This window comes from Bradyrhizobium sp. Kon56 (assembly GCF_055807635.1).
Genome location: NZ_JBVVOU010000023.1, coordinates 1 through 19,692 on the forward strand (window position 1 = coordinate 1; position 19,692 = coordinate 19,692).

The window sequence follows — 19,692 nt, forward strand, 5'->3', positions numbered from 1 at the left end:
CACGGGTGAGGGCTCCGGCTTCTTCATCTCCGCCGACGGCTATGCCGTGACCAACAACCACGTCGTCGATCACGCCGAATCGGTGCAAGTGACGATGGACGACGGCACCATCTACAGCGCGAAAGTGGTCGGCACCGATCCGAAAACGGATCTCGCGCTGATCAAGGTCGAGGGCAAGAAGGATTTTCCGTTCGTCAGATTCTCCGACCAGAAGCCGCGTATCGGCGACTGGGTGGTCGCGGTCGGCAATCCCTTCGGCCTCGGCGGCACCGTGACCGCCGGCATCGTCTCGGCCAGCGGCCGCGACATCGGCAATGGTCCCTATGACGACTTCATCCAGATCGACGCGCCGATCAACAAGGGCAATTCCGGCGGCCCGGCCTTCGACATGAATGGCAACGTGATCGGCGTGAACACTGCGATCTTCTCGCCCTCCGGCGGCTCGGTCGGCATCGGCTTCGACATTCCGGCTTCGACCGCAAAGCTCGTCGTCGCACAGTTGAAGGACAAGGGCGCGGTCACACGCGGCTGGCTCGGCGTCCAGGTGCAGCCGGTGACGTCGGATATCGCCGACAGTCTGGGCCTCAAGGAGGCGCGCGGCGCGATCGTCGACAATCCGCAGGACGGCAGCCCGGCGGCGAAGGCGGGCATCGAGGCGGGCGACGTCATCACCGCCGTCAACGGCACCGCGATCAAGGATTCCCGCGATCTCGCCCGCACCATCGCCACCCTGGCGCCCGGCACGTCCGTGAAGCTCGATGTCGTCCACAAAGGCGACAGCAAGACGGTGACACTGGCGCTTGGCGAGTTGCCGAACGAGCGGCAGGCTAGGACCGACGAGGGCAAGTCGCAGCCAGATGCCGGCATGCCGCCGCGTCTGGGGCTCAGCCTGGCTCCGGCCGGCGACGTGCAGGGCGCCGGCCAGAAGGGCGTCGTCGTCACTGAAGTCGATCCGCAAGGGCCGGCCGCGCAACGCGGCATCCAGACCGGCGACGTCATCCTCAATGTGGGCGGCAAGGCCGTCGCCAATATCGGCGATGTCCGTTCGGAACTGGCGCAGGCGAAATCGTCCGGCAAGCGCAGCGTGCTGCTGCAGGTCCGAAGCGCACAGGCGACCCGGTTCGTCGCGGTGCCGCTCGCATAAGGCGAACGTCGATCGGCGCAACTCCAAAAAGGCGGCCTTCTGGCCGCCTTTCCCGTTCGCCTTCAGGATTTCCGCAGATCGCCGATAACATTCTCGTTAACGGCAGGGAGGATGACCCGGTTTCGTCCGAAAAAGCCGTGTTCGCTCATCACAATTGCGGATCTCGTACAGACTCGGCGGCAATGAAGCCGCCGACGATTGCAAGCGTGGAACTTCGAACTTGCCGCCGCTGAGCCGGCCGGCAATTCGTATTTGATCGGTGCCGACATGGATCGATTGAAGCTCTCGCTGAGAAGTGCGCTGCTTGTGGCGCCGTTGGTAGCGCCACTCGTGCTATGGGGTGGAAACGCTCTCGGGCGCGACGACGGCCGCTACGCGGACTCACCTCTCAAGCCGTGGTTCGACGGCCTGCGCAGCCATCTCGGTCCGTGCTGCTCGGATGCGGATGGGTTTGCGGTCGCCGATCCCGATTGGGACTCGCACAATGGACATTACCGCGTGCGGCTCGACGGCGAGTGGGTCGAGGTACCGGACGAAGCCGTGATCACCGAGCCGAACCGGGCCGGCCGCACCATGGTGTGGCCGGTGAAGACCGCGTTCGGCGTTTCGATCCGCTGCTTCATGCCGGGCAGCATGATCTGACTGAGGTCAGCGCGACCGTTTGGAGGATTTGCGCTTCGACGTCTTCTTCGAACTCTTTCTCGAAGTCTTCTTGGATGTTTTCCGAGATGTCTTCTTTGACGTCTTCTTGGACGTCTTTCGTTTCGCGGCCTTCTTCGGGACCTTCTTGCCCTTCTTGCGCGCTTTCGACAGGCCGATCGCGATTGCCTGCTTGCGGCTCTTCACGCGTCCGCCTCGACCGCCCGGTCCGCTTTTCGCGGTCCCCTTCTTGTAGCGCTTCATCTCGCCTTCGACATCGCTGCCGGAGCTGCGCGAGTAGCGGCGCTTCTTTGCCTTGCGTGCCATGCATGTTCTCCCTTGGCCTGGGAAAACAATCCGGGACAGGCATGGTTCCGAAAGTGCAAGCAACGTTCCGGATAGGCGACCTAGCCTAGAACGAATCCGCCAGCTCGATCTCCGCTTCCAGCACCTGAATGCGCCGTGCTGCCTCGCTGGAGGACAGATCCCGCGCGTATTGCGCGGGCTGATACGCCTCTTCGCTCAGCCGTTTCAGCCGGAGGCCCTGCGCCCGCGTCATCTGCTCGGTGAGGAAAGACTTGGCATCGTATTTACCTTGAACCTGCATGTCGCTTCTCCCTTCTGAAATCGTGACTTGACTATATGTTCTTATTTTGTTCTCATGGACAACAGAATTAATGAAATTCGACGTAAAATCAGCGCCTTGAGGCTGGAAATGGCCGATGTCGAGGCGGCCGTACGCGAGCTCGTCGAGCGCGATCGGGACTGCACGGAGAAGGCCCTGGCGCAAATGGATCTGCGCCGGAAAATCAATCTGCTGATCGGCGAATGGAAGGCTGCAGGTGGCGGCGATGTCCTGCCGAATGTCCGCGATAGGATGCGCCTTCGTTCCGCGAAGACATCAGGTAGTCCTCTGCGCGTGATCGCGAGCCGCTGAGAGCCTTGGGAGCGCACGGTGGAGGAAGTCCCGGATGCATACCGGATTCTAAAGCTGCGCGCCGAGATTCTCGAACTGGGCTCTGCCATCCGGCAGCTGCAACGCGAGGGGCTCGACGACGCCGCGGCCCAGCTCTTGATCGCGCGCAAGCGCGCACGACTCGACCATTTGGTGAAGTCAGATCCTGCAGGCGTTCATCCTGACATCCTGGGCAGCCATCGTAGCTGAAGCCTGCGCGCAACGCGAGGTGCGGGGCTCGTCGATACCGCATGTTGACGAAGCGGCCCGAGAGAAGTCTGTTCGAATCCCAAAGCAAAAGGCCCCGCGATCGCGGGGCCTTCGTGTTTTCGCCGAACGCCTACTTGGTGTTGCTCATACCGGCCTTGTTGTTCGTCATGGTGCCGCCCTGGTCGGAGCCGGGGCCGGAGCCGCCCTGACCGGAGGGATCAGCACCCTTGGAGGACTTGGTGTTGGCGCCCGTGGTGGTCTGCGACGTCGACATCGATGATCCGTGTTTTGCCTTATGCGACTTGGCCTGCACTGCGAACGGTGCGGCGGCGAGGCCGGTTGCCAACATCACGGCAAGAGCGAGCTTGGTGGTCTTCATCTGCGGGAACTCCCTGAGTTGAATTGACGCAGGCAGCAAACTGCCATTCGTCGCAGGAGTTCCGAACGAAGAAATTCCGGTAAAGCACGCATAGTTCAAGATTGCTTGTCCTCGGCGAGGATGAATACGACGCCGGTCAGTGTCGCGCCGATCGCGAACGTCGTCACCAAGGTGAGGGCGAAAACGACCACGGCCTGCCTTCCGCCGTGACTCAGCAAATTGGCGACGCCGGGATTGGACAGCACGAGCAAGAGGCTGAAAGCGAGTCCTAAGGCTGCGCCCATCATCGCGTGCGTCATCAGCTTGACGAGCCCGCTGGGAGAGATCAGGTCAGACGACTTCTTCGCGCGCATGGAACTCTATCCCAATCTCGCATGCAACGCCTGCGACACGCGCCGGTTCCACCCGCATGAAGGAATTGTCATCATCCGCTTCATCCGACGTTCATGCCGGGTGGGCGAGAATGACCGCGCAACACGGGAACATTCGATATGGGTAAGGTGGTCTTTCTCTATCGCTCTCTGGCTTATCGTAACGCCGCTGCGGACATCCTCCGCAAAGCGCGCAAGCTGCCCCGCGGCGCGGAGCGAAGCGCGGCGTGCCGCTATGCCAAGGCTCTGCGCGATCTCGCCCAAACAGAAGCCTGGCTCGAAGGACGGGTCGCGCGCGAGCCGCAAACGACGCAGCGCAGGAAGAGTGCGGCCTCCGGTTAGCCGGAAGCGCGCTGCAATTCGGCGGAGCTGGCGGCTTCGAAGTTGCCGGGCGCGGTCGTCGCGGCAGTCTTGCGGACCAACGGCACCTCGAGCCGACACAGCAGACCCTCGGCGCGCCAATCGAATCGCGCCTGCCCGCCGAGCTGGGACTCGACGCTCGCAAGCAGGCTACGCGTACCAAAGCCGCGGGATTTTGGCGTCATGACGAGCGGGCCGCCGGATTCCTCCCAGGTCAGCGTGAGCAGCTCGTCCTCGACCTGCCAGCCGATTGCGAGCCGTCCCGTCCGCGTCGAGAGCGCGCCATATTTCGCCGAGTTGGTGAAAAGCTCATGCAGCGCCAGCGCCAGCGTCTGGGCGGTTGCCGGCAGCAACTGAACTTCCGACCCCGCCAATTTGATCTGGCCGCCGAGGGAATAGGGCGCAAGCTCCTCGTCGATCAGCTTCGAGAGTTCGGCGCCCTGCCAGCTCGATAGCGACAGGATCGTGTGCACGCGCGCCAGTGCATTGATGCGTCCCTCGACGGCGCTGACATAGGCTTTGACCTCGTCGGCGCGGGTGAGGCGCACGATCGATTGCGCCAGCGCCAGCGCATTCTTGGCGCGATGATCGACTTCCCGCGCCAGGAGAGTCTGCCGTTCCTCGGCGCGCTTGCGTTCGGTGATGTCCACCGTCACGCCGCTGACGCGCATGACCCGACCGCTATCGTCAACCGTGGCGGCGGCCGTGCCGACACACCAGCGCACATCGCCGTCGGGCCGCACGATGCGGAACTCCGTTTCATAGGAGCGCGTGCCCTTGTTGAATTCGGCGATCGCCTTGCGCAACTGATCGACGTCATCCGGATGCAACAGCGCCTGAACGTTGGCCGGATTCACCTCGAAGCTCTCCGGGCCAACACCAAAGATGCGGTATTGTCCCTCGTCCCACATCCAGTCGCCGGTGATCCAGTCCCAGTCCCAGGAGCCCATCTTGCCGGCGGCGATCGCCATGCTGCGCCGCTCTTCGCTCTCGCGCAGCTTTGCGGTCGAATTCTCCAGCTCGGCGGTGCGTGCACGCACGCGGTCCTCGAGATCCTGGTTCAGCCGTTCGAGCTCGCGCGTCTTGCGATAGAGCTCTGCAAACACCTTGACCTTGGCGCGCAGCACCTCCGGCACGACCGGCACCGGGACGTAGTCGACGGCGCCCATCTCGTAGCCGCGCAGGCGGTCGATGTCGCTGACTTGAATGGCCGAGATGAAGATCATCGCGGTCTTCTGGAAGCGCGGATGCTCGCGGATCATCGCGGCGAGCTCGAAGCCGTCGAGCTCGGGCATGCAGACGTCGACCAGGATCACCGCGATCTCGGTCTTGAGCAGCACCTCCAGAGCCTCGCGACCGGACGAGGCGATCACGAGGTTCTGGCCGAGATCCTTCAGGATCACCTCATAGGCGAGCAGCTTGGCCGGCTGGTCGTCGACGAGGAGGATGTTGACCTTTTCGTGGTCCATACGGGCATCCAACTCAGCGGTGCAGCCACATGCGGATTGCAAGCAGCAATTGATCGGTGTTGACGGGTTTGGCGAGATAGTCGGACGCGCCGGCCTCGAGGCATTTCTCGCGGTCGCCCTTCATGGCCTTGGCCGTCAACGCGATGATCGGAAGACGGGCGAAGGTGGGGTTTTCACGAATGACGCCGATGGTCTGATAGCCATCCATCTGCGGCATCATGATGTCCATCAGCACGATGGCGATCTCCGGGTTGGATTCGACCAGGGCCACCGCCTCGTTGCCGGTCGTGGCCGTCAGCACCTTCATGCCGCGCCGCTCCAGCACGCTCGACAGCGCGAAGATATTGCGGGCGTCGTCGTCGACGAGCAGGGCGGTCTTGCCGATCAGGTCTTCGTCGGAACTGTTCAGCTTCTCGAGCATGCGCTGCTTCTCGATCGGCAACTCCGTGATCACGCGGTGCAGGAACAGCGCGGTCTCGTCGAGCAGGCGCTCCGGCGATTCCACGCCCTTGACCACGATGCTCCGCGCCATGGTGTGGAGCTCCGCATCTTCCTCGGCCGACAGCTCGCGGCCGGTGAAGACGACCACCGGAACGTTCGAGAGCGCCTCGTCATTGCGGATCTGGTCCAGCACCTCGAAGCCGGTCATGTCGGGCAGGCGCAGGTCGAGCACGACGCAATCACAGGGGTTCTCACGCAGCATCGAGAGCGCGTCGGCACCGGTGCCGGTCGTCACGATCTCGATGTCGTCGTGATGCAGGAGCTCGCGGATCGACAGCTGCTCGGCCTCGTTGTCCTCGACGATGAGCAGCCGCTTGCGCCGCGGTCGCGCATATTCCTTGATCTGGGTCAGCGCGGCCGAGACACCCTCGGTCGTCGTCGGCTTGTTGACGAAGGAGAAGGCGCCGCGCGCCAGCGCATGCTGGCGGTCCTCGTCGAGCGTGATGATCTGCACGGGGATGTGGCGGGTCAGCGGATTGTGCTTGAGCTGGCTCAACACGGTCCAGCCGAGCATATCCGGCAGGAATACGTCGAGCGAGACAGCCCTCGGCTGGTACTGCTTTGCAAGCTCCAGCGCCTCCGCGCCGCGGGCCGCGACCAGCACCTTGAATCCCTTGTCGCGGGCGAGGTCGACCAACACGCGCGCGTAGTGCGGGTCGTCCTCGACGATCAGGAGGATGCTATCGCCGGGTTCGAGGTTGAGCCGGTCGTCGGGAAGCTGCTCGATCACGCGCTGCGGTTCGGCTGTCGCGGGCTGCAGCGCCGGCGGCTGGCTCTGTTGGGGCGTTGCGCGGGGCGCGAGCGTCGGGCCGGAATATTTCAGCGGCAGGTAAAGCGTGAAGCACGAGCCCTTGCCCGGCAAGCTGCGCAGGTGGATCTCGCCGCCGAGCAGGCTTGCGAGTTCACGGCTGATCGCAAGGCCGAGGCCGGTACCGCCATATTTGCGGCTGGTGCCGGCATCCGCTTGCTGGAACGCCTCGAAGATCAGCTTCTGCTTCTCCAGCGGAATGCCGATGCCGGTATCGGACACTTCGAATGCGATCACGGCCGGCGCCGAGTTCAGCACGGGATGATCCGTGCCCCAGCCGCCGACCGCGGCGGCGACCTTCAGGCGCACCTCGCCTTCGGCGGTGAACTTGAAGGCGTTGGAGAGCAGGTTCTTCAAAACCTGCTGCAGGCGCTTGGAATCGGTGACGAGGCTGCGCGCAAGATTCGGATCGACGTCGATCTTGAACGACAAATTGCGGTTCTCCGCCTCGTGACGGAACGGCCGCCCGACCGTCTCGAGCAGATTCGCGGTCAGGATTTCCTCGGCGTCGACCGTCACCGTACCGGACTCGATCTTGGAGAGATCGAGAATGTCGCTGATGAGATTGAGCAGGTCGGTGCCGGCGCCATGGATGGTGCGGGCGAATTCGACCTGCTTGCCGGTAAGATTGCCGTCCGGATTGTCGGTGAGCTGCTGGCCCAGGATCAGGATCGAGTTCAGCGGCGTGCGCAGCTCGTGGCTCATATTGGCGAGGAATTCGGACTTGTACTTCGAGGTCAGCGCGAGCTCGGTTGCCTTTTCCTCCAGTGCGCGGCGGGCCTGCTCGATCTCCTGGTTCTTGCGCTCGACTTCGACGTTGCGCTCGGCGAGCTGCTGCGCCTTCTGTTCGAGCTGGTCGTTGGTCTGCTGCAATTCGCGCTGCTGGGTCTGGAGCTCGCCGGCGAGCTGCTGCGACTGCTTGAGCAGGCCTTCGGTCTGCATCGTCGCCTCGATCGAGTTGAGCACGATGCCGATCGAGTCCGTGAGCTGCTCCAGGAAGGTCATCTGCGAGGTCGTGAAGGAGGTGAGCGAGGCGAGCTCGATGACCGCCTTGACCTGGCCTTCGAACAGCACCGGCAGCACCACGAGGTTCTTCGGCGCGACGCGAAGCAGCGCGGAATTGATCGGCACCACGTCGGGCGGAATGTCCGCGATCACGCGTGGGCGCCGGTCGAGCGCGCATTGGCCGATCAGGCCGTCGCCGAATGGCAGCACGCGCGGATACGGATAGACGCCGTCGCCGGCATAGGAGGCAAGCAGCAGGAGCCGCGGATTCTCTTCATTCTCGACCTGGTAGATCACGCCGGTATGCGCGTTCACCAGCGGCGACAATTCGGTCAGCAGCAGGCGACCGACGGTGGTGAGGTCGCGCTGGCCCTGAAGCATGTTGGTGAATTTCGCCAGATTGGTCTTCAGCCAATCCTGCTCGGTGTTCACGTCCGTCGTGAGACGGAGGTTCGTGATCATCGTGTTGATGTTGTCTTTCAGCTCTGCGACCTCGCCGCGGGCGTCGACCTGGATCGACCGCGTCAGGTCGCCCTTGGTCACGGCGGTCGCCACTTCCGCAATCGCACGCACCTGCGAGGTGAGGTTGGCTGCCAGCAAATTGACGTTGCCGGTGAGGTCCTTCCAGGTGCCCGCGGCGCCGGGCACGTCGGCCTGACCACCGAGCCTGCCCTCGACGCCGACCTCGCGCGCCACCGACGTCACCTGGTCGGCGAAAGTCGCGAGCGTCTCGGTCATGTTGTTGATGGTGTCGGCGAGCGCCGCGACCTCGCCCTTCGATTTCACGGTGAGGTTCTGCTTGAGATCGCCGTTGGCGACCGCGGTCACCACCTTGACGATGCCGCGGACCTGCTCGGTCAGGTTCGCCGCCATGAAGTTGACCGTGTCGGTGAGATCCTTCCAGGTGCCGGCGACGCCGGGCACCTGGGCCTGGCCACCGAGTTCGCCTTCGGTGCCGACCTCGCGGGCAACGCGCGTGACTTCGCCGGCGAAGGCATTGAGCTGGTCCACCATGGTGTTGATGGTGTTCTTGAGCTCGAGAATTTCGCCCTTCACGTCGACGGTGATCTTGCGCGACAGGTCGCCGCGCGCGACGGCGGTGGTGACTTCGGCGATGTTGCGGACCTGGGTGGTGAGGTTCGCGGCCAGCAGGTTGACGTTGTCGGTGAGGTCCTTCCAGGTGCCGCCGACGCCGGGCACGACGGCCTGGCCGCCGAGCCGGCCCTCGGTGCCGACCTCGCGCGCGACGCGCGTCACTTCGGCGGCGAAGGAGCGGAGCTGCTCGACCATGGTGTTCAAGGTGTCCTTGAGCAGCAGAATCTCGCCACGCACGTCCACCGTGATCTTCTTTGAGAGGTCGCCGCCGGCGATCGCGGTCGCGACCTCGGCGATGTTGCGGACCTGAGCCGTGAGGTTCGAGGCCATGAAGTTGACGTTGTCGGTGAGATCCTTCCACGTGCCGGCAACTCCGGGCACCTCGGCCTGGCCGCCGAGCTTGCCTTCGGTGCCGACTTCGCGCGCGACGCGCGTCACTTCACCGGCAAAGCCGTTGAGCTGGTCCACCATGGTGTTGATGGTATTCTTCAGCTCCAAAATCTCGCCACGGACGTCGACGGTGATCTTGCGCGAGAGGTCGCCGCGCGCCACGGCAGTGGTGACTTCGGCGATATTGCGGACCTGGGCGGTGAGGTTGCCCGCCATCGAGTTGACGCTGTCGGTGAGGTCTTTCCAGGTGCCGGCGACGCCGGGCACGTTGGCCTGGCCGCCGAGCCGACCTTCAGTGCCGACCTCGCGCGCCACGCGCGTCACCTCGCCCGCGAAGCGGTTGAGCTGGTCGACCATCGTGTTCAGCGTGTCCTTGAGCTGAAGGATCTCGCCGCGCACGTCCACGGTGATCTTGCGCGACAAGTCGCCGCCGGCGATCGCGGTCGCAACTTCGGCGATGTTGCGGACCTGGGCGGTGAGGTTGCCCGCCATCGAGTTGACGCTGTCGGTGAGGTCCTTCCAGGTGCCGGCGACGCCGGGGACTTCGGCCTGGCCGCCGAGCTTGCCTTCGGTGCCGACTTCGCGCGCGACGCGCGTGACTTCGCCGGCGAAGGCGTTGAGCTGGTCCACCATGGTGTTGAGCGTTTCCTTCAGCTGAAGGATTTCGCCTGACACGTTGACGGTAATCTTCTTCGACAAATCGCCCTTGGCCACCGCGGTCGCGACTTCGGCGATGTTGCGGACCTGCCCGGTCAGGTTCGAGGCCATCGAGTTGACGCTGTCGGTGAGATCCTTCCAGGTGCCGGCGACGCCGCGCACCTGGGCCTGGCCGCCGAGTTTGCCTTCGGTGCCGACCTCGCGGGCAACGCGCGTGACTTCGCCGGCAAAGGCGTTGAGCTGGTCCACCATGGTGTTGATGGTGTCTTTCAGCTCGAGGATCTCGCCCCGGACATCGACGGTGATCTTTTTCGACAAATCGCCGCCCGCGACCGCGGTCGTCACCTCGGCGATGTTACGGACCTGCGCGGTGAGGTTCGAGGCCATCGAGTTGACGCTCTCGGTCAAGTCCTTCCAGGTGCCGGCGACGCCGAGCACGTTGGCCTGGCCGCCGAGCCGGCCCTCGGTGCCGACCTCGCGCGCGACGCGCGTGACTTCGCCGGCGAAGGCGTTGAGCTGGTCGACCATCGTGTTGAGCGTTTCCTTCAACTGAAGGATTTCGCCCGAGACGTTCACCGTGATCTTCTTGGAGAGGTCGCCGCTCGCGATGGCGGTGGCAACGTCGGCGATGTTGCGGACCTGCGCGGTGAGGTTCGACGCCATGAAGTTGACGTTGTCGGTGAGGTCCTTCCAGGTACCGGCGACGCCCGGCACCTGGGCCTGGCCGCCGAGCTTGCCTTCGGTGCCGACCTCGCGCGCGACGCGCGTCACTTCCGAGGCGAACGAGTTGAGCTGGTCCACCATGGTGTTGATGGTGTCCTTCAGCTCCAGGATTTCGCCGCGCACGTCCACCGTGATCTTGCGCGACAGGTCGCCGCGGGCCACGGCGGTGGTGACGTTGGCGATGTTGCGCACCTGTGCGGTGAGATTGCCGCACATCGCGTTGACGCTGTCGGTGAGATCCTTCCAGGTGCCGGCGACGCCTGGCACGATGGCTTGGCCGCCAAGCTTGCCGTCGGTGCCGACCTCGCGCGCCACGCGCGTCACTTCCGACGCAAAGGAGCGGAGCTGGTCCACCATCGTGTTGATGGCTTCCTTGAGCTGAAGGATCTCGCCGCGGACGTCGACCGTGATCTTCTTCGAGAGGTCGCCGTTCGCAACTGCGATCGTCACCTCGGCGATGTTGCGAACCTGGTTGGTCAGGTTGTTCGCCATCGAGTTGACGCTCTCGGTCAGATCCTTCCAGACGCCGGTCACCTCAGGCACCTGGGCCTGGCCGCCGAGCTTGCCTTCGGTGCCGACCTCGCGCGCCACGCGCGTCACCTCGGAGGTGAACACGCCGAGCTGCTTGATCATGGTGTTGACGATGGTCGCCGACTGCAGGAATTCGCCGCGCAGGGGGCGTCCATCGACGTCGAGCTTGACGGTCTGGAGCAGGTCGCCCTGCGCCACGGCTGCGACCGCGCGCGTCACCTCGCGCGTCGGCCACAGCAAATCGTCGATCAGCGTATTGACCGAGCCTTCCATGTCGGCCCAGGAGCCGGAGGCCAGCCCAAACTTCACGCGCTGGCGGGTCTTGCCCTCGCGGCCCACCACCTGGCCGACCAGTTCGAGCTGCTGCGCCATGCGCTGATTGGCGGCGATGATGTCATTGAAAGTGTCGGCGAGCTTGCCGTCGATGCCGAGATAGTCGCCGCTCATGCGCACGGAGAAATCGCCGTTGCGCATGGCCTGCAGGGCGAGCAGCAATTCTGCCCGGGAATCGGGCTCCGACATGCCGTTGGTTTTTGGCTTTGGAACGCGACGACCGGAACGTGATGCAGATCCGGGATCGAGGTCGCTCATAATTTGTCCCCCGCAGGCGTCAGCCGATTCCCAGGCAAGACGCGGATTATCAAAATAGAGCGTCAGCCAAATTCGAAATCAAGCGCCAACGTTAAGGCGCCAGGACGTGGAACCTGCTTTGCTCAGCCCGATTAACATAATAGCGATACCTCGGAATGGTTCCATTGGGTTCCTGATTTCTGCCGAGGGAAGACACCTTGGGGGCCCGTTTCGGGGCCTCGGTCATCGCTTCCGGAACGGACCGCTGGTCCTGCTGTTAGCCTCGAATACAGAGAGCGCACATGAAAGCAGGATTTGCCGTGATCGGCACCGTGATGTTGTTGGCTGGATCGGCGTTCGCACAAGGCGGCGCGCCCAGCGGCCGTGGTGCGGTGACCGGCGACCCCGCCGCAAGCTCCGCCACCCCACGCGCGGACACACCAACTACGGGTGCGTCGACCCGGTCCAATCCCAGCGGTAGCGGCACCTCGACTTCGGGCGGCAAGGATGACAATGGGGATGCCGGCCGGGACCGGATGCCGGAGAGCGACCGCACCGTGCGGCCGGCGAGCCAGCAAAGTCATCCGAACACTAAATAAACGGCTACTTGTCTGCCATGGTGCGCTCGGCGTCTTTGACCTGTGAGCGCAACAGTGGGAGCTGCTCGCGCGCGAATGTTGCAAGCGCGGCATTGTCGGGCGCCTTCAGATAGCGCTCGAGCAGGTCGATCACCGATTCATACTCGGGAATCTGCGCGGCATAGAAGCTTCTGACGAAAGTCGGTCCGTCCGAAGTTTCGGGCTCGACCAGGCTCGCGCTCGCCGAGGTCGTCTTGGCGACGCGCGGTTCGGTGCCGATCGTCTCCTGAATCTGTTTCAGGGCCTTGTCGCGCCGGGCTGCTTCTTCGGCGCGCAGGGCGGCGAGGTTCTTGACCTCGGCATTGCCCTTCAGGTCGGTGCTCTCCAGCAAGCCCTGCTGAAAGCGGCTGAAAGTGTAGAGGTCGCTGATGGTCTCGGTTGCGGTCGGCGTGCGGCCGGTCGGCCGTCGCTCTCCGGTGCTGTCGGCAAGCGGTGCAGTGCTGATGAACGCCAAAACCATCGCGAGAAGAATCCGCATGGACGTCCAATGGCGGACGGCGGTCGAAAGTTCCGCAGATGTTACGATCCGGTAAGGGCGGTTGCGACGCGTCGGTTCCGTCCCCAATTCATGTTGATGAAACAGTCCGAGATCTTCAGGGATAACGCCGACAACTGCCTCCAGCTCGCCGAGAGGGCCGAAGCACAGCCGGCACACAATCGTTTTCTGCGCATGGCGAATGCGTGGACGGCACTTGCCGACGAGCAGGATTGGCTCGACGGCGAGGTGCCGCCCGTTCCAACGCGCAGGCCTCAAAAGCAGGATGCGTAATTCTGTCGTGTTCGTGGATCTGCGTGTGAGACTGCGCACGGACAACAAGCAGGATCATTCGTAACAGTCGATCGCGTTGATTTCCTATTTCAGGAGGTTTTTGCAATGGCTCCACGTCTGGCTCTTCTTTCGCTCATCCTCGCCTTTGGCGTGTCGGTCGCGTTCGCCACCGTGACGACAGTGCGGCAGGTGCATCACGAAAATGCATCGACCCCGGTGCACTCAGCGCACAGTTAGCAGTCTGATCTCGCGGGTCGGAACCTTCGACGCTCCGGCGCGTAAGCGCTTCGAGACAGCAAAGAGGCGAGAGCTATCATGGCCCATTCCGACCAAGGCATCATCAGAGATCAGCGTGGTGAACAGCAGCCGCGGGACAAGCAGCGTGCGCAGACCGTGCACAAGTCGGAGCCAAAGGGCTCGCCCTCTCGTGAGGCCACGCGCGATCCCAAGCTGAACGACAACAGCAAGACGCCCGGTTCCGGCATGGCGCCCGATGATTCCGGCGACGCGCCGAGCGGCTAATTCCTTCAGGAACGAATTCGCACGCGAAGAGTCGAGGGATTGCTTCCGGTTGTCATGCCCCCGGTGATCCGGAAGTAATCTCCAAGGACGGCCCTGGCACCCCGTGCCGGGGCCGTTTGCTTGAGCATCAGGCTGGACTAATCCTCGGAGCCGCGCTCGGGATGCGGTTGCGTATGGCCGTCCGGGCCGCGCCCGAAAACTCCGAACCTGCTCGATTTGACATTCGCCCCTGCATCGACTGCGGCGGTGGCCAGTCCGAGCTTCAGGAGCTCGCGCACGGCCGCGGCTCGCGTCGGCATGCGATGTTTGAACCGGAAGTCGTCCACCGCGGCCAGTTCTTCCGGTGACAGCATGACTTGGAGCCGCTCGGCGCGAAGGTCGTTCATGATCAATCACCCAAAATGAGCAAGTTGAGTAGTTTACTCAACGAACTCATTCGGCCGCGGTTCCACAAGATGCGGCTATGACGCCAAGTTAGCCAAAAAATATAACGAAATCAATAACTTATGTGATGCAGGGATCCTTTGACAGGTGTATACTCCCGGCAAATGGGAGAGACGTCATGACGAACGAAGTCAGATTGCCCCGCACACATGTCGAAGAGAGCGAAGCACCCAGGCCGGTGCGCCCCAGCCACCAGAAGGTCATCGAGCAGGTCGAGCGCTGGGCCAACAGCCCGGGCCTTCAACCGCCGAGATTGCAGCCGTCAATGCATGCCAAAGCGGGCTAACGCTTCGTAAGGGGAGAATCCTTTGCTGATGGCGAATGGGCTGACCGGGGCGGTTTGCGGGAGACGATGCGCAGCTTGCGCCTGAGCCCCCAGGCCAATACCGAAACCACGGCCCAAGCTATCAACGCGGCGGCGAAAGCGCCCGGAACGCTTGCGGCCACGGTAACATGAAAGACGGCGGCGAATGCCAGGAGACCGATGCTTCCCCAGGCGGCACCAGCCGCGTCGAGCCCGGCGGCCTCTTGTCCGCGGCGCGTGCCGCTGAGGCCGGCCTTCTCCTTGGTGCGGCGTTCATGGCTTTCGACCAGCGTTGCGCTCGCGCAGAAGATGGCGGGAAGCGCAAGGAAAAGTCCGCCGACGGAAACACCGAAGCGCGCTCCCAGAACCCCCGTGAGCACGGTCGCCAGGCCACCGAGCAGGAAACGAATGCCGTATTCGTACCAGCGCGTCTGCTTCAGCGCGGAGAGCGACAGCTTGACCGGCATCAGGCCGCACCTCCAAAGCCGGCGAGCAGGCCGAAGGCGACCGCAAGCCACACGATACCAGCAAGGACGGTCGCCGGCAGCGCGGACACACAGTATCTGATCAGCAGATGGCAGACGACGACGCTGTAGCAGCCGAGCGCGACCGCGCCATAGATCATCGTCCAGCTTTCTGCCGCGGCGTATTGCGGGCCGTGCTGGACGACGGCGATGCCGAGCGTCGCCAGTGCAACTGACGGTGCTGCGCCGAGCAACCCCGCAAAGCTTTTGGGTTTGAGCATATCGCCCAAGATCGCAAAAGCGGAGACGATGATGCCACCGGCGATGAAGCGCACGACATATTCGGTCATGGCCGTTTCCGCCAAGTGAGCTGCTTGCGCAACGATTGCGTCAGTGTCCATGGCCGCAAGAGTCTCTCTACAGCCGCGCCCAGCGCAAAGCCTGCGACGACGTCGCTTGCCCAATGCGCGAGTACCGCAATCCGTGTCAGCGAAAGTGCGACCGCAATCGCACGCACCAACCGACGCGGCGTTTTCGGCAGCAGGCCCGCCGCCGAGGCAAGTGCGCCCATATGGACCGCGTGACCGGACGGGAAGGCGTCGCGCGCCTGTCCTGAGATGGGTACTCCATGTCGGTGTCCGCGTATGGTCAGCCGGTCTGGCCTGGTCTGATCGAATATGGATTTCAGGACATGCGGGAGGACGGCAGTCGCCAGCGACACGGCCACAACGTGATTTGCAACGGGGCGCTGTTGGGGCTGCCAAATATGAGTGTAGAGCCACCCTGCCGCGGCCAGCGCGAGCAGCACGTGCTCGTCGGCAGCCCAGGTCAATGTCTGCGCCGTGTGCTCGATGCCTGAATTGGTGTGATCAGCGATCGTATCCGCGATCGCGGTGTCGATCCGGCTAGGTTTAACCTCTACTAATGCCATCGGTCTGCAAGCGTGATGTCCTTCATGACAGTTTTGTAAAGCCCGGAGACAAAGAAGGTTCCTGGGCTCTGCCTCGTGGCATAAGTCTGCCGCGCCGACTACGGCTGTCCCGATCCACCAGCGGACCCATACACCTAGCCGGTCGCATTGCTCGCGTCGGCCGCGGCACGCTGCACATAAATCGAGGCCAGTTCGGCGGGCTGGCCGGAACGGCCGAGCGGCGTCATGCCTCCGCTGTCGAAGAGGCCAGCGAAGCAGCAGCGAGCGTTGCGCTCGCCGCTTGGACGACGTGCCGGCGGGATACTGAAGTCTTGTCGTGATGTGTCATGACGATCTCCGCGATCTTCGATCTCACTGCGCGGAGACAGGCATCGTTGCAAAACGAGAGGACGCCGGTAGGGCCGGCGTCCTCGTAAGATGTTTACTTGGTCTGACCGACGCTCGGCGCCTTGCCGAGCTCCTTGGCCATGTCGAGATGGTGCTTGAGCGCCGGCAGCGTCTTGCCGGCCCAATCCTTCAGGTCGGAATTGTCGCCGCCCTTGGCGTAACGCTCGAACAGCGAGACCGCGTCCTCATGGGCGCTGACCTGGTACGAATTGTAATCCGAACTGAAGTCCTTGCCATTCGCGCTCTTGAGCTTGTCGAGTTCGCTCTGATGCGAGCTGTCGAGTGCTGTCGGCAGCGTCGCCTGCACCTTGCCGCCGCTGACAAGGCCCTTAAGTTCGCTGCTGGTCTTGGTGTGGTCGGTCACCATCTGTTGCGCAAAGGTCTTCTCCTGCCTGTTGCCTTTCTGCTCGGCGAGCTTGCTCGACTCGATCTCGAACATATCGCTGATGGCGACTTCCTTGACGAAGTCGGCGGTGGCGGGCGCGACGCCGAGCGCCGAGTTGACGCCGGTTTTCTCGCCGAGCGACTGGGCGAGTGCGGGGCCTGCGAGCAGCACGCAAGCAGCTGCGATAATCATTCGTTTCATGGACCGATCCCTCCGAATGGGCGCGCAGCCTCTCGCCGCGCGACGTTGCGCCCACCAACACACTGCAGCGGCCGGAGTTCCTAACGGCTAATCCGTCGGTCTCCGCCCGCTCCGCGGGTTGATTGGATCGGTAGGCTTGCGCCGAAGCCGTTCGGGCAGAAATGGCTCGCTCGGCGTGGCAGTGGCCTCGGCACGCACGTCTGCATGGCGTTGTGCCCGTTCATGCGGCGTCCGGTTGTCGTTGATCTGCCGCTTCACGTCGAGGCCATCCACGGGATCGTTGACGCCGTGCTGGATATCGCGGAAATCGCTCATGCTTCACCTCATTCGTTTCCAGGTAGGATCTTTTCCAGCACCTGCCGCGCCGCCCCCTTGATCACTCCGCTCTCGTTGGGATCGCCCTTCAGCAGCGCAAGCGAGAAGTTCTTGGCCTGCTGCAAGGTGATGTGCGGCGGCAGCGGCGGCACTTCGGGATCGGTCTTCACCTCCAGCACCACCGGCATCTCGCTCGCCAGCGCCTGTTCCCAGGCCGAGCCCAGCAGCCGCGGGCTGTCGACATAGATGCCGGAGAGGCCGATCAGTTCGGCAAAGCGCGAATAGGACACGTTTGGTATGCGCTGCGATGCCTCGAATTTCGGATCGCCGTTGATGACGCGCTGCTCCCAGGTCACCTGGTTGAGGTCTTCGTTGTTGAAGACGCAGACGATGAAGCGCGGATCCTTCCAGTCGCGCCAATACTTGGCGGCGGTGATCAGCTCGGCCATGTTGTTCATCTGCATCGCGCCGTCGCCGACGAGTGCGATCACCGGGCGGTCGGAATGGGCGTATTTCGCGGCGAGCGCATAGGGCACCGCGGCACCCATCGAGGCGAGCCCGCCTGAGAGCGAGGCCGTCATGCCGCGGCGCATCTTCAGGTCGCGCGCGAACCAGTTGGCGCAGGAGCCGGAATCGCTGGTGACGATGGCGCGGTCGGGCAGGCGCGGAGACAGCTCCCAGGCGACGAGCTGCGGATTGACCGGTGCTGCGGGCTGATGTGCCCGATCATCGAGCGTCTTCCACCATTTCGCGACGTCGTCCTGGATACCCTGGCGCCAGGCGCCATCGCTCTTGGGTTTCAGTCGCGGCAGCAGGGCGCGCAGCGTCTCGGCGGCATCGCCGACGAGGCCGACCTCCATGGGAAAGCGGATCGACATCATGCTGGCGTCGATGTCGATCTGCACGCCGCGCGCCGCGCCTTCCTTCGGCAGGAATTCGGCATAGGGAAAGGCGGAGCCGACCATCAGCAGTGTGTCGCATTCCATCATCATGTTGTAGCTGGGTTCGGTGCCGAGCAGGCCGATCGAGCCGGTGACCCACGGCAGATCGTCGGGGAGCGCCGCCTTGCCGAGCAGCGCCTTGGCGCAGCCGGCGGACAAGCGGTCGGCGACCGCGATCACCTCCTCGGTGGCGTGGAGCGCGCCGGCGCCGATGAGCATCGCGACCTTCTTGCCGGCATTGAGCACCTCGGCGGCACGGTCGAGGTCAGCGTCACGAGGCTTGATGCTTGGAGCGCTATAGCCAATGCCGGAGTGCAGAGTGCCGTGAGCGCGCGGCGGGTCCTCGTAGGGCTCCTCCTGGATATCGTTGGGCAGGATGATCACCGTTGGCGTCCGCCGGGCCAGCGCGATCCGGATCGATCGATCGATCAGATGCCGGATCTGCGCCGGCGAGGAGGCCTGCATGACGTAGGCGCCAGCCACATCCTTGAACATCGAGACGAGATCGAGTTCCTGCTGATATTGCCCGCCCAGCGCATTGCGTGCCTGCTGGCCGACGATCGCGAGCACGGGCTGGTGATCCAGCAGGGCATCGTAGAGCCCGGTGATCAGATGCGAGGCGCCGGGGCCCGAAGTTGCGATACAGACCCCGAGTTGGCCAGAGAACTTCGCATAGGCGCTCGCCATGAAAGCGGCCATCTCCTCATGCCGGGTCTGAACAAAGCCGATCTTGCCCTCAGCACGCTGAAGGGCTCCGAACACGCCGTTGATGCCATCGCCAGGATAGCCAAAGAGGTGGCGCACGCCCCATTGATGCAGACGTTGAACGATGAAGTCGGAGACGGTCTGGGACATCAAGGGCGGCCCTTCGTTTTCCGGTATTTGGTTTCCGGGATTTGAAGTTGAGAGAACCACCCGTTTCCGGCGATGTTCCTCAAGTCTGACGGAACATGCCGGAACGATCGCGCACCTCTTCGGGTTGTCTCCACAACTGGCTGAGTGGAGAATTGAGATGTTGAATCAGGGTGAACTGGACCAAAACGAGATGGGTCGGTTGATCGGCAGCGACAAGGTCGAGGGAACATCGGTCTACGGTGCCGATCGCAACAAAATCGGCTCGATCGAACGCGTGATGATCGACAAGATCAGCGGCAAGGTGTCCTACGCCGTGCTCGGCTTCGGCGGATTTCTGGGCCTCGGCAACGACCACTATCCGCTGCCGTGGCAGTCGCTGAAATACGACACGGAGCTCGGCGGTTACGTCACCGGCATCACCACCAAGGAACTGGAAGGCGCGCCCAAATACGGCGAACGGAGTGATTGGAACTGGGGTGATGACGCCGCGGTTCGCGGGATCAACTCCTATTACGGTGTCCCCTTCGCGTAAGCGTTTCCAACGAAAGGAAGCTCGATGAGCAAGGAATGGCCTAACGACGATCCCCGGCAGCAGAGCGACTGGGGTTCGCACAAGCAGACGGACAAGCCCTGGAAGGGCACTCCGGAAAAGGAGCAGGGATCGGACGAGGTGAAACCCGATCTCGAGAAATGGCACGCGACGAAGACGCACTGAGACCGGGTGCGCTT

General features: G+C 63.4%; 25 protein-coding genes and 1 pseudogene. 11 read left to right on the forward strand and 15 right to left on the reverse strand.

Annotated features, from left to right (window positions below):
* Together AC0L3B_RS28490 and AC0L3B_RS28495 are read left to right on the forward strand one after the other, a co-directional pair.
* On the forward strand, positions 1 to 1,144 hold a 1,144-nt coding region (locus tag AC0L3B_RS28490; RefSeq protein WP_473381466.1), incomplete at its 5' end, for a Do family serine endopeptidase.
* Between the two features lie 267 nt (positions 1,145 to 1,411).
* Positions 1,412 to 1,786, forward strand: coding sequence for a hypothetical protein (locus AC0L3B_RS28495; RefSeq protein ID WP_026233103.1), 375 nt, complete (start codon positions 1,412 to 1,414; stop codon positions 1,784 to 1,786).
* Between the two features lie 6 nt (positions 1,787 to 1,792).
* Here the strand turns inward: AC0L3B_RS28495 and AC0L3B_RS28500 are convergent, their stop codons facing one another.
* Entirely contained in the window at positions 1,793 to 2,110 is a 318-nt protein-coding gene (locus AC0L3B_RS28500) for a DUF6496 domain-containing protein (RefSeq protein WP_018456194.1), read from the reverse strand.
* 85 nt (positions 2,111 to 2,195) lie between these two features.
* A complete protein-coding gene (locus tag AC0L3B_RS28505) occupies positions 2,196 to 2,390 on the reverse strand; it encodes a DUF3072 domain-containing protein (protein WP_018456195.1) in 195 nt (64 codons plus the stop codon).
* Positions 2,391 to 2,498: 108 nt separating this feature from the next.
* On the opposite strand from AC0L3B_RS28505, the gene AC0L3B_RS28510 reads away from it, so the two are divergent.
* The gene (locus tag AC0L3B_RS28510) at positions 2,499 to 2,720 is read left to right on the forward strand and encodes a hypothetical protein (protein ID WP_085352573.1); all 222 of its coding nucleotides are present in this window, start codon (positions 2,499 to 2,501) and stop codon (positions 2,718 to 2,720) included.
* A gap of 18 nt (positions 2,721 to 2,738) precedes the next feature.
* Complete coding sequence (locus AC0L3B_RS28515; protein ID WP_085352572.1) at positions 2,739 to 2,948, forward strand: hypothetical protein; 210 nt, start codon at positions 2,739 to 2,741, stop codon at positions 2,946 to 2,948.
* A 130-nt stretch (positions 2,949 to 3,078) separates the two neighbouring features.
* Here AC0L3B_RS28515 and AC0L3B_RS28520 read toward each other — a convergent pair whose 3' ends face one another.
* Both AC0L3B_RS28520 and AC0L3B_RS28525 read right to left on the reverse strand, forming a co-directional pair.
* Positions 3,079 to 3,327, reverse strand: a complete 249-nt coding sequence (locus tag AC0L3B_RS28520) for a hypothetical protein (protein WP_085352571.1) — start codon at positions 3,325 to 3,327, stop codon at positions 3,079 to 3,081.
* Positions 3,328 to 3,422: 95 nt separating this feature from the next.
* A complete protein-coding gene (locus AC0L3B_RS28525; protein WP_018456199.1) occupies positions 3,423 to 3,680 on the reverse strand; it encodes a hypothetical protein in 258 nt (85 codons plus the stop codon).
* Positions 3,681 to 3,818: 138 nt separating this feature from the next.
* Here AC0L3B_RS28525 and AC0L3B_RS28530 point away from each other — a divergent pair, with 138 nt between their 5' ends.
* A complete protein-coding gene (locus AC0L3B_RS28530) occupies positions 3,819 to 4,040 on the forward strand; it encodes a hypothetical protein (protein WP_018456200.1) in 222 nt (73 codons plus the stop codon).
* Here AC0L3B_RS28530 and AC0L3B_RS28535 read toward each other — a convergent pair.
* Both AC0L3B_RS28535 and AC0L3B_RS28540 read right to left on the reverse strand, forming a co-directional pair.
* Entirely contained in the window at positions 4,037 to 5,527 is a 1,491-nt protein-coding gene (locus AC0L3B_RS28535) for an HWE histidine kinase domain-containing protein (protein ID WP_085352570.1), read from the reverse strand. The two genes, AC0L3B_RS28530 and AC0L3B_RS28535, sit on opposite strands and share 4 nt — an antisense overlap.
* A 13-nt stretch (positions 5,528 to 5,540) precedes the next feature.
* Complete coding sequence (locus AC0L3B_RS28540) at positions 5,541 to 11,828, reverse strand: HAMP domain-containing protein (RefSeq protein WP_231188781.1); 6,288 nt, start codon at positions 11,826 to 11,828, stop codon at positions 5,541 to 5,543.
* A 281-nt stretch (positions 11,829 to 12,109) separates the two neighbouring features.
* On the opposite strand from AC0L3B_RS28540, the gene AC0L3B_RS28545 reads away from it, so the two are divergent.
* On the forward strand, positions 12,110 to 12,406 hold the full coding sequence (locus AC0L3B_RS28545; RefSeq protein ID WP_247298596.1) for a hypothetical protein: 297 nt from the start codon (positions 12,110 to 12,112) through the stop codon (positions 12,404 to 12,406).
* Positions 12,407 to 12,410: 4 nt separating this feature from the next.
* Here AC0L3B_RS28545 and AC0L3B_RS28550 read toward each other — a convergent pair whose 3' ends face one another.
* A complete protein-coding gene (locus AC0L3B_RS28550; protein WP_085352567.1) occupies positions 12,411 to 12,923 on the reverse strand; it encodes a DUF4142 domain-containing protein in 513 nt (170 codons plus the stop codon).
* Positions 12,924 to 13,019: 96 nt separating this feature from the next.
* Here AC0L3B_RS28550 and AC0L3B_RS28555 point away from each other — a divergent pair, with 96 nt between their 5' ends.
* Both AC0L3B_RS28555 and AC0L3B_RS28560 read left to right on the forward strand, forming a co-directional pair.
* Positions 13,020 to 13,214, forward strand: a complete 195-nt coding sequence (locus AC0L3B_RS28555; RefSeq protein WP_026233106.1) for a hypothetical protein — start codon at positions 13,020 to 13,022, stop codon at positions 13,212 to 13,214.
* A gap of 315 nt (positions 13,215 to 13,529) precedes the next feature.
* On the forward strand, positions 13,530 to 13,736 hold the full coding sequence (locus AC0L3B_RS28560) for a hypothetical protein (RefSeq protein WP_007594775.1): 207 nt from the start codon (positions 13,530 to 13,532) through the stop codon (positions 13,734 to 13,736).
* Between the two features lie 137 nt (positions 13,737 to 13,873).
* Here the strand turns inward: AC0L3B_RS28560 and AC0L3B_RS28565 are convergent, their stop codons facing one another.
* Positions 13,874 to 14,122, reverse strand: a complete 249-nt coding sequence (locus AC0L3B_RS28565; RefSeq protein ID WP_018456205.1) for a hypothetical protein — start codon at positions 14,120 to 14,122, stop codon at positions 13,874 to 13,876.
* Between the two features lie 176 nt (positions 14,123 to 14,298).
* On the opposite strand from AC0L3B_RS28565, the gene AC0L3B_RS28570 reads away from it, so the two are divergent.
* Positions 14,299 to 14,466: a hypothetical protein gene (locus AC0L3B_RS28570; protein ID WP_162847273.1), complete on the forward strand. Its 168-nt coding sequence runs from the start codon at positions 14,299 to 14,301 to the stop codon at positions 14,464 to 14,466.
* On the opposite strand, the gene AC0L3B_RS28575 is transcribed toward AC0L3B_RS28570, so the two are convergent.
* The 7 genes and pseudogenes from AC0L3B_RS28575 to AC0L3B_RS28605 all read right to left on the reverse strand — a co-directional run bounded on the left by AC0L3B_RS28575 (position 14,463) and on the right by AC0L3B_RS28605 (position 18,963).
* The gene (locus tag AC0L3B_RS28575; RefSeq protein ID WP_247298599.1) at positions 14,463 to 14,951 is read right to left on the reverse strand and encodes a DUF3147 family protein; all 489 of its coding nucleotides are present in this window, start codon (positions 14,949 to 14,951) and stop codon (positions 14,463 to 14,465) included. The two genes, AC0L3B_RS28570 and AC0L3B_RS28575, sit on opposite strands and share 4 nt — an antisense overlap.
* A complete protein-coding gene (locus AC0L3B_RS28580) occupies positions 14,951 to 15,298 on the reverse strand; it encodes a DUF3147 family protein (RefSeq protein WP_018456208.1) in 348 nt (115 codons plus the stop codon). The genes AC0L3B_RS28575 and AC0L3B_RS28580 overlap by 1 nt, the downstream gene beginning before the upstream one ends.
* Positions 15,295 to 15,879: a phosphatase PAP2 family protein gene (locus AC0L3B_RS28585; RefSeq protein WP_247298602.1), complete on the reverse strand. Its 585-nt coding sequence runs from the start codon at positions 15,877 to 15,879 to the stop codon at positions 15,295 to 15,297. Before AC0L3B_RS28585 ends, AC0L3B_RS28580 begins: the two co-directional genes overlap by 4 nt.
* 134 nt (positions 15,880 to 16,013) lie before the next feature.
* A pseudogene (locus AC0L3B_RS28590) lies at positions 16,014 to 16,112 on the reverse strand (SDR family oxidoreductase); the annotation flags it as partial.
* 188 nt (positions 16,113 to 16,300) lie between these two features.
* Positions 16,301 to 16,852: a DUF4142 domain-containing protein gene (locus AC0L3B_RS28595; protein WP_247402959.1), complete on the reverse strand. Its 552-nt coding sequence runs from the start codon at positions 16,850 to 16,852 to the stop codon at positions 16,301 to 16,303.
* A gap of 87 nt (positions 16,853 to 16,939) precedes the next feature.
* Entirely contained in the window at positions 16,940 to 17,167 is a 228-nt protein-coding gene (locus AC0L3B_RS28600) for a hypothetical protein (RefSeq protein ID WP_018456212.1), read from the reverse strand.
* Between the two features lie 8 nt (positions 17,168 to 17,175).
* The gene (locus AC0L3B_RS28605; protein WP_018456213.1) at positions 17,176 to 18,963 is read right to left on the reverse strand and encodes a thiamine pyrophosphate-requiring protein; all 1,788 of its coding nucleotides are present in this window, start codon (positions 18,961 to 18,963) and stop codon (positions 17,176 to 17,178) included.
* Positions 18,964 to 19,120: 157 nt separating this feature from the next.
* Between AC0L3B_RS28605 and AC0L3B_RS28610 the strand changes: the two genes are divergently transcribed.
* Positions 19,121 to 19,495, forward strand: a complete 375-nt coding sequence (locus AC0L3B_RS28610) for a PRC-barrel domain-containing protein (RefSeq protein ID WP_007594753.1) — start codon at positions 19,121 to 19,123, stop codon at positions 19,493 to 19,495.
* 24 nt (positions 19,496 to 19,519) lie between these two features.
* The gene (locus AC0L3B_RS28615; protein ID WP_204513880.1) at positions 19,520 to 19,678 is read left to right on the forward strand and encodes a hypothetical protein; all 159 of its coding nucleotides are present in this window, start codon (positions 19,520 to 19,522) and stop codon (positions 19,676 to 19,678) included.
* Positions 19,679 to 19,692 lie beyond the last annotated feature (14 nt).

Excerpts from the sequence above, each read along its gene's own strand:
- AC0L3B_RS28495 (WP_026233103.1), top strand. The coding sequence starts at position 1,412 with ATGGATCGATTGAAGCTCTCGCTGAGAAGTGCGCTGCTTGTGGCGCCG.
- AC0L3B_RS28500 (WP_018456194.1), bottom strand. The coding sequence starts at position 2,110 with ATGGCACGCAAGGCAAAGAAGCGCCGCTACTCGCGCAGCTCCGGCAGC.
- AC0L3B_RS28505 (WP_018456195.1), bottom strand. The coding sequence starts at position 2,390 with ATGCAGGTTCAAGGTAAATACGATGCCAAGTCTTTCCTCACCGAGCAG.
- AC0L3B_RS28510 (WP_085352573.1), top strand. The coding sequence starts at position 2,499 with ATGGCCGATGTCGAGGCGGCCGTACGCGAGCTCGTCGAGCGCGATCGG.
- AC0L3B_RS28520 (WP_085352571.1), bottom strand. The coding sequence starts at position 3,327 with ATGAAGACCACCAAGCTCGCTCTTGCCGTGATGTTGGCAACCGGCCTC.
- AC0L3B_RS28525 (WP_018456199.1), bottom strand. The coding sequence starts at position 3,680 with ATGCGCGCGAAGAAGTCGTCTGACCTGATCTCTCCCAGCGGGCTCGTC.
- AC0L3B_RS28530 (WP_018456200.1), top strand. The coding sequence starts at position 3,819 with ATGGGTAAGGTGGTCTTTCTCTATCGCTCTCTGGCTTATCGTAACGCC.
- AC0L3B_RS28535 (WP_085352570.1), bottom strand. The coding sequence starts at position 5,527 with ATGGACCACGAAAAGGTCAACATCCTCCTCGTCGACGACCAGCCGGCC.
- AC0L3B_RS28540 (WP_231188781.1), bottom strand. The coding sequence starts at position 11,828 with ATGAGCGACCTCGATCCCGGATCTGCATCACGTTCCGGTCGTCGCGTT.
- AC0L3B_RS28545 (WP_247298596.1), top strand. The coding sequence starts at position 12,110 with ATGAAAGCAGGATTTGCCGTGATCGGCACCGTGATGTTGTTGGCTGGA.
- AC0L3B_RS28550 (WP_085352567.1), bottom strand. The coding sequence starts at position 12,923 with ATGCGGATTCTTCTCGCGATGGTTTTGGCGTTCATCAGCACTGCACCG.
- AC0L3B_RS28555 (WP_026233106.1), top strand. The coding sequence starts at position 13,020 with ATGAAACAGTCCGAGATCTTCAGGGATAACGCCGACAACTGCCTCCAG.
- AC0L3B_RS28560 (WP_007594775.1), top strand. The coding sequence starts at position 13,530 with ATGGCCCATTCCGACCAAGGCATCATCAGAGATCAGCGTGGTGAACAG.
- AC0L3B_RS28565 (WP_018456205.1), bottom strand. The coding sequence starts at position 14,122 with ATGAACGACCTTCGCGCCGAGCGGCTCCAAGTCATGCTGTCACCGGAA.
- AC0L3B_RS28570 (WP_162847273.1), top strand. The coding sequence starts at position 14,299 with ATGACGAACGAAGTCAGATTGCCCCGCACACATGTCGAAGAGAGCGAA.
- AC0L3B_RS28575 (WP_247298599.1), bottom strand. The coding sequence starts at position 14,951 with ATGCCGGTCAAGCTGTCGCTCTCCGCGCTGAAGCAGACGCGCTGGTAC.
- AC0L3B_RS28580 (WP_018456208.1), bottom strand. The coding sequence starts at position 15,298 with ATGACCGAATATGTCGTGCGCTTCATCGCCGGTGGCATCATCGTCTCC.
- AC0L3B_RS28585 (WP_247298602.1), bottom strand. The coding sequence starts at position 15,879 with ATGGCATTAGTAGAGGTTAAACCTAGCCGGATCGACACCGCGATCGCG.
- AC0L3B_RS28595 (WP_247402959.1), bottom strand. The coding sequence starts at position 16,852 with ATGAAACGAATGATTATCGCAGCTGCTTGCGTGCTGCTCGCAGGCCCC.
- AC0L3B_RS28600 (WP_018456212.1), bottom strand. The coding sequence starts at position 17,167 with ATGAGCGATTTCCGCGATATCCAGCACGGCGTCAACGATCCCGTGGAT.
- AC0L3B_RS28605 (WP_018456213.1), bottom strand. The coding sequence starts at position 18,963 with ATGTCCCAGACCGTCTCCGACTTCATCGTTCAACGTCTGCATCAATGG.
- AC0L3B_RS28610 (WP_007594753.1), top strand. The coding sequence starts at position 19,121 with ATGTTGAATCAGGGTGAACTGGACCAAAACGAGATGGGTCGGTTGATC.
- AC0L3B_RS28615 (WP_204513880.1), top strand. The coding sequence starts at position 19,520 with ATGAGCAAGGAATGGCCTAACGACGATCCCCGGCAGCAGAGCGACTGG.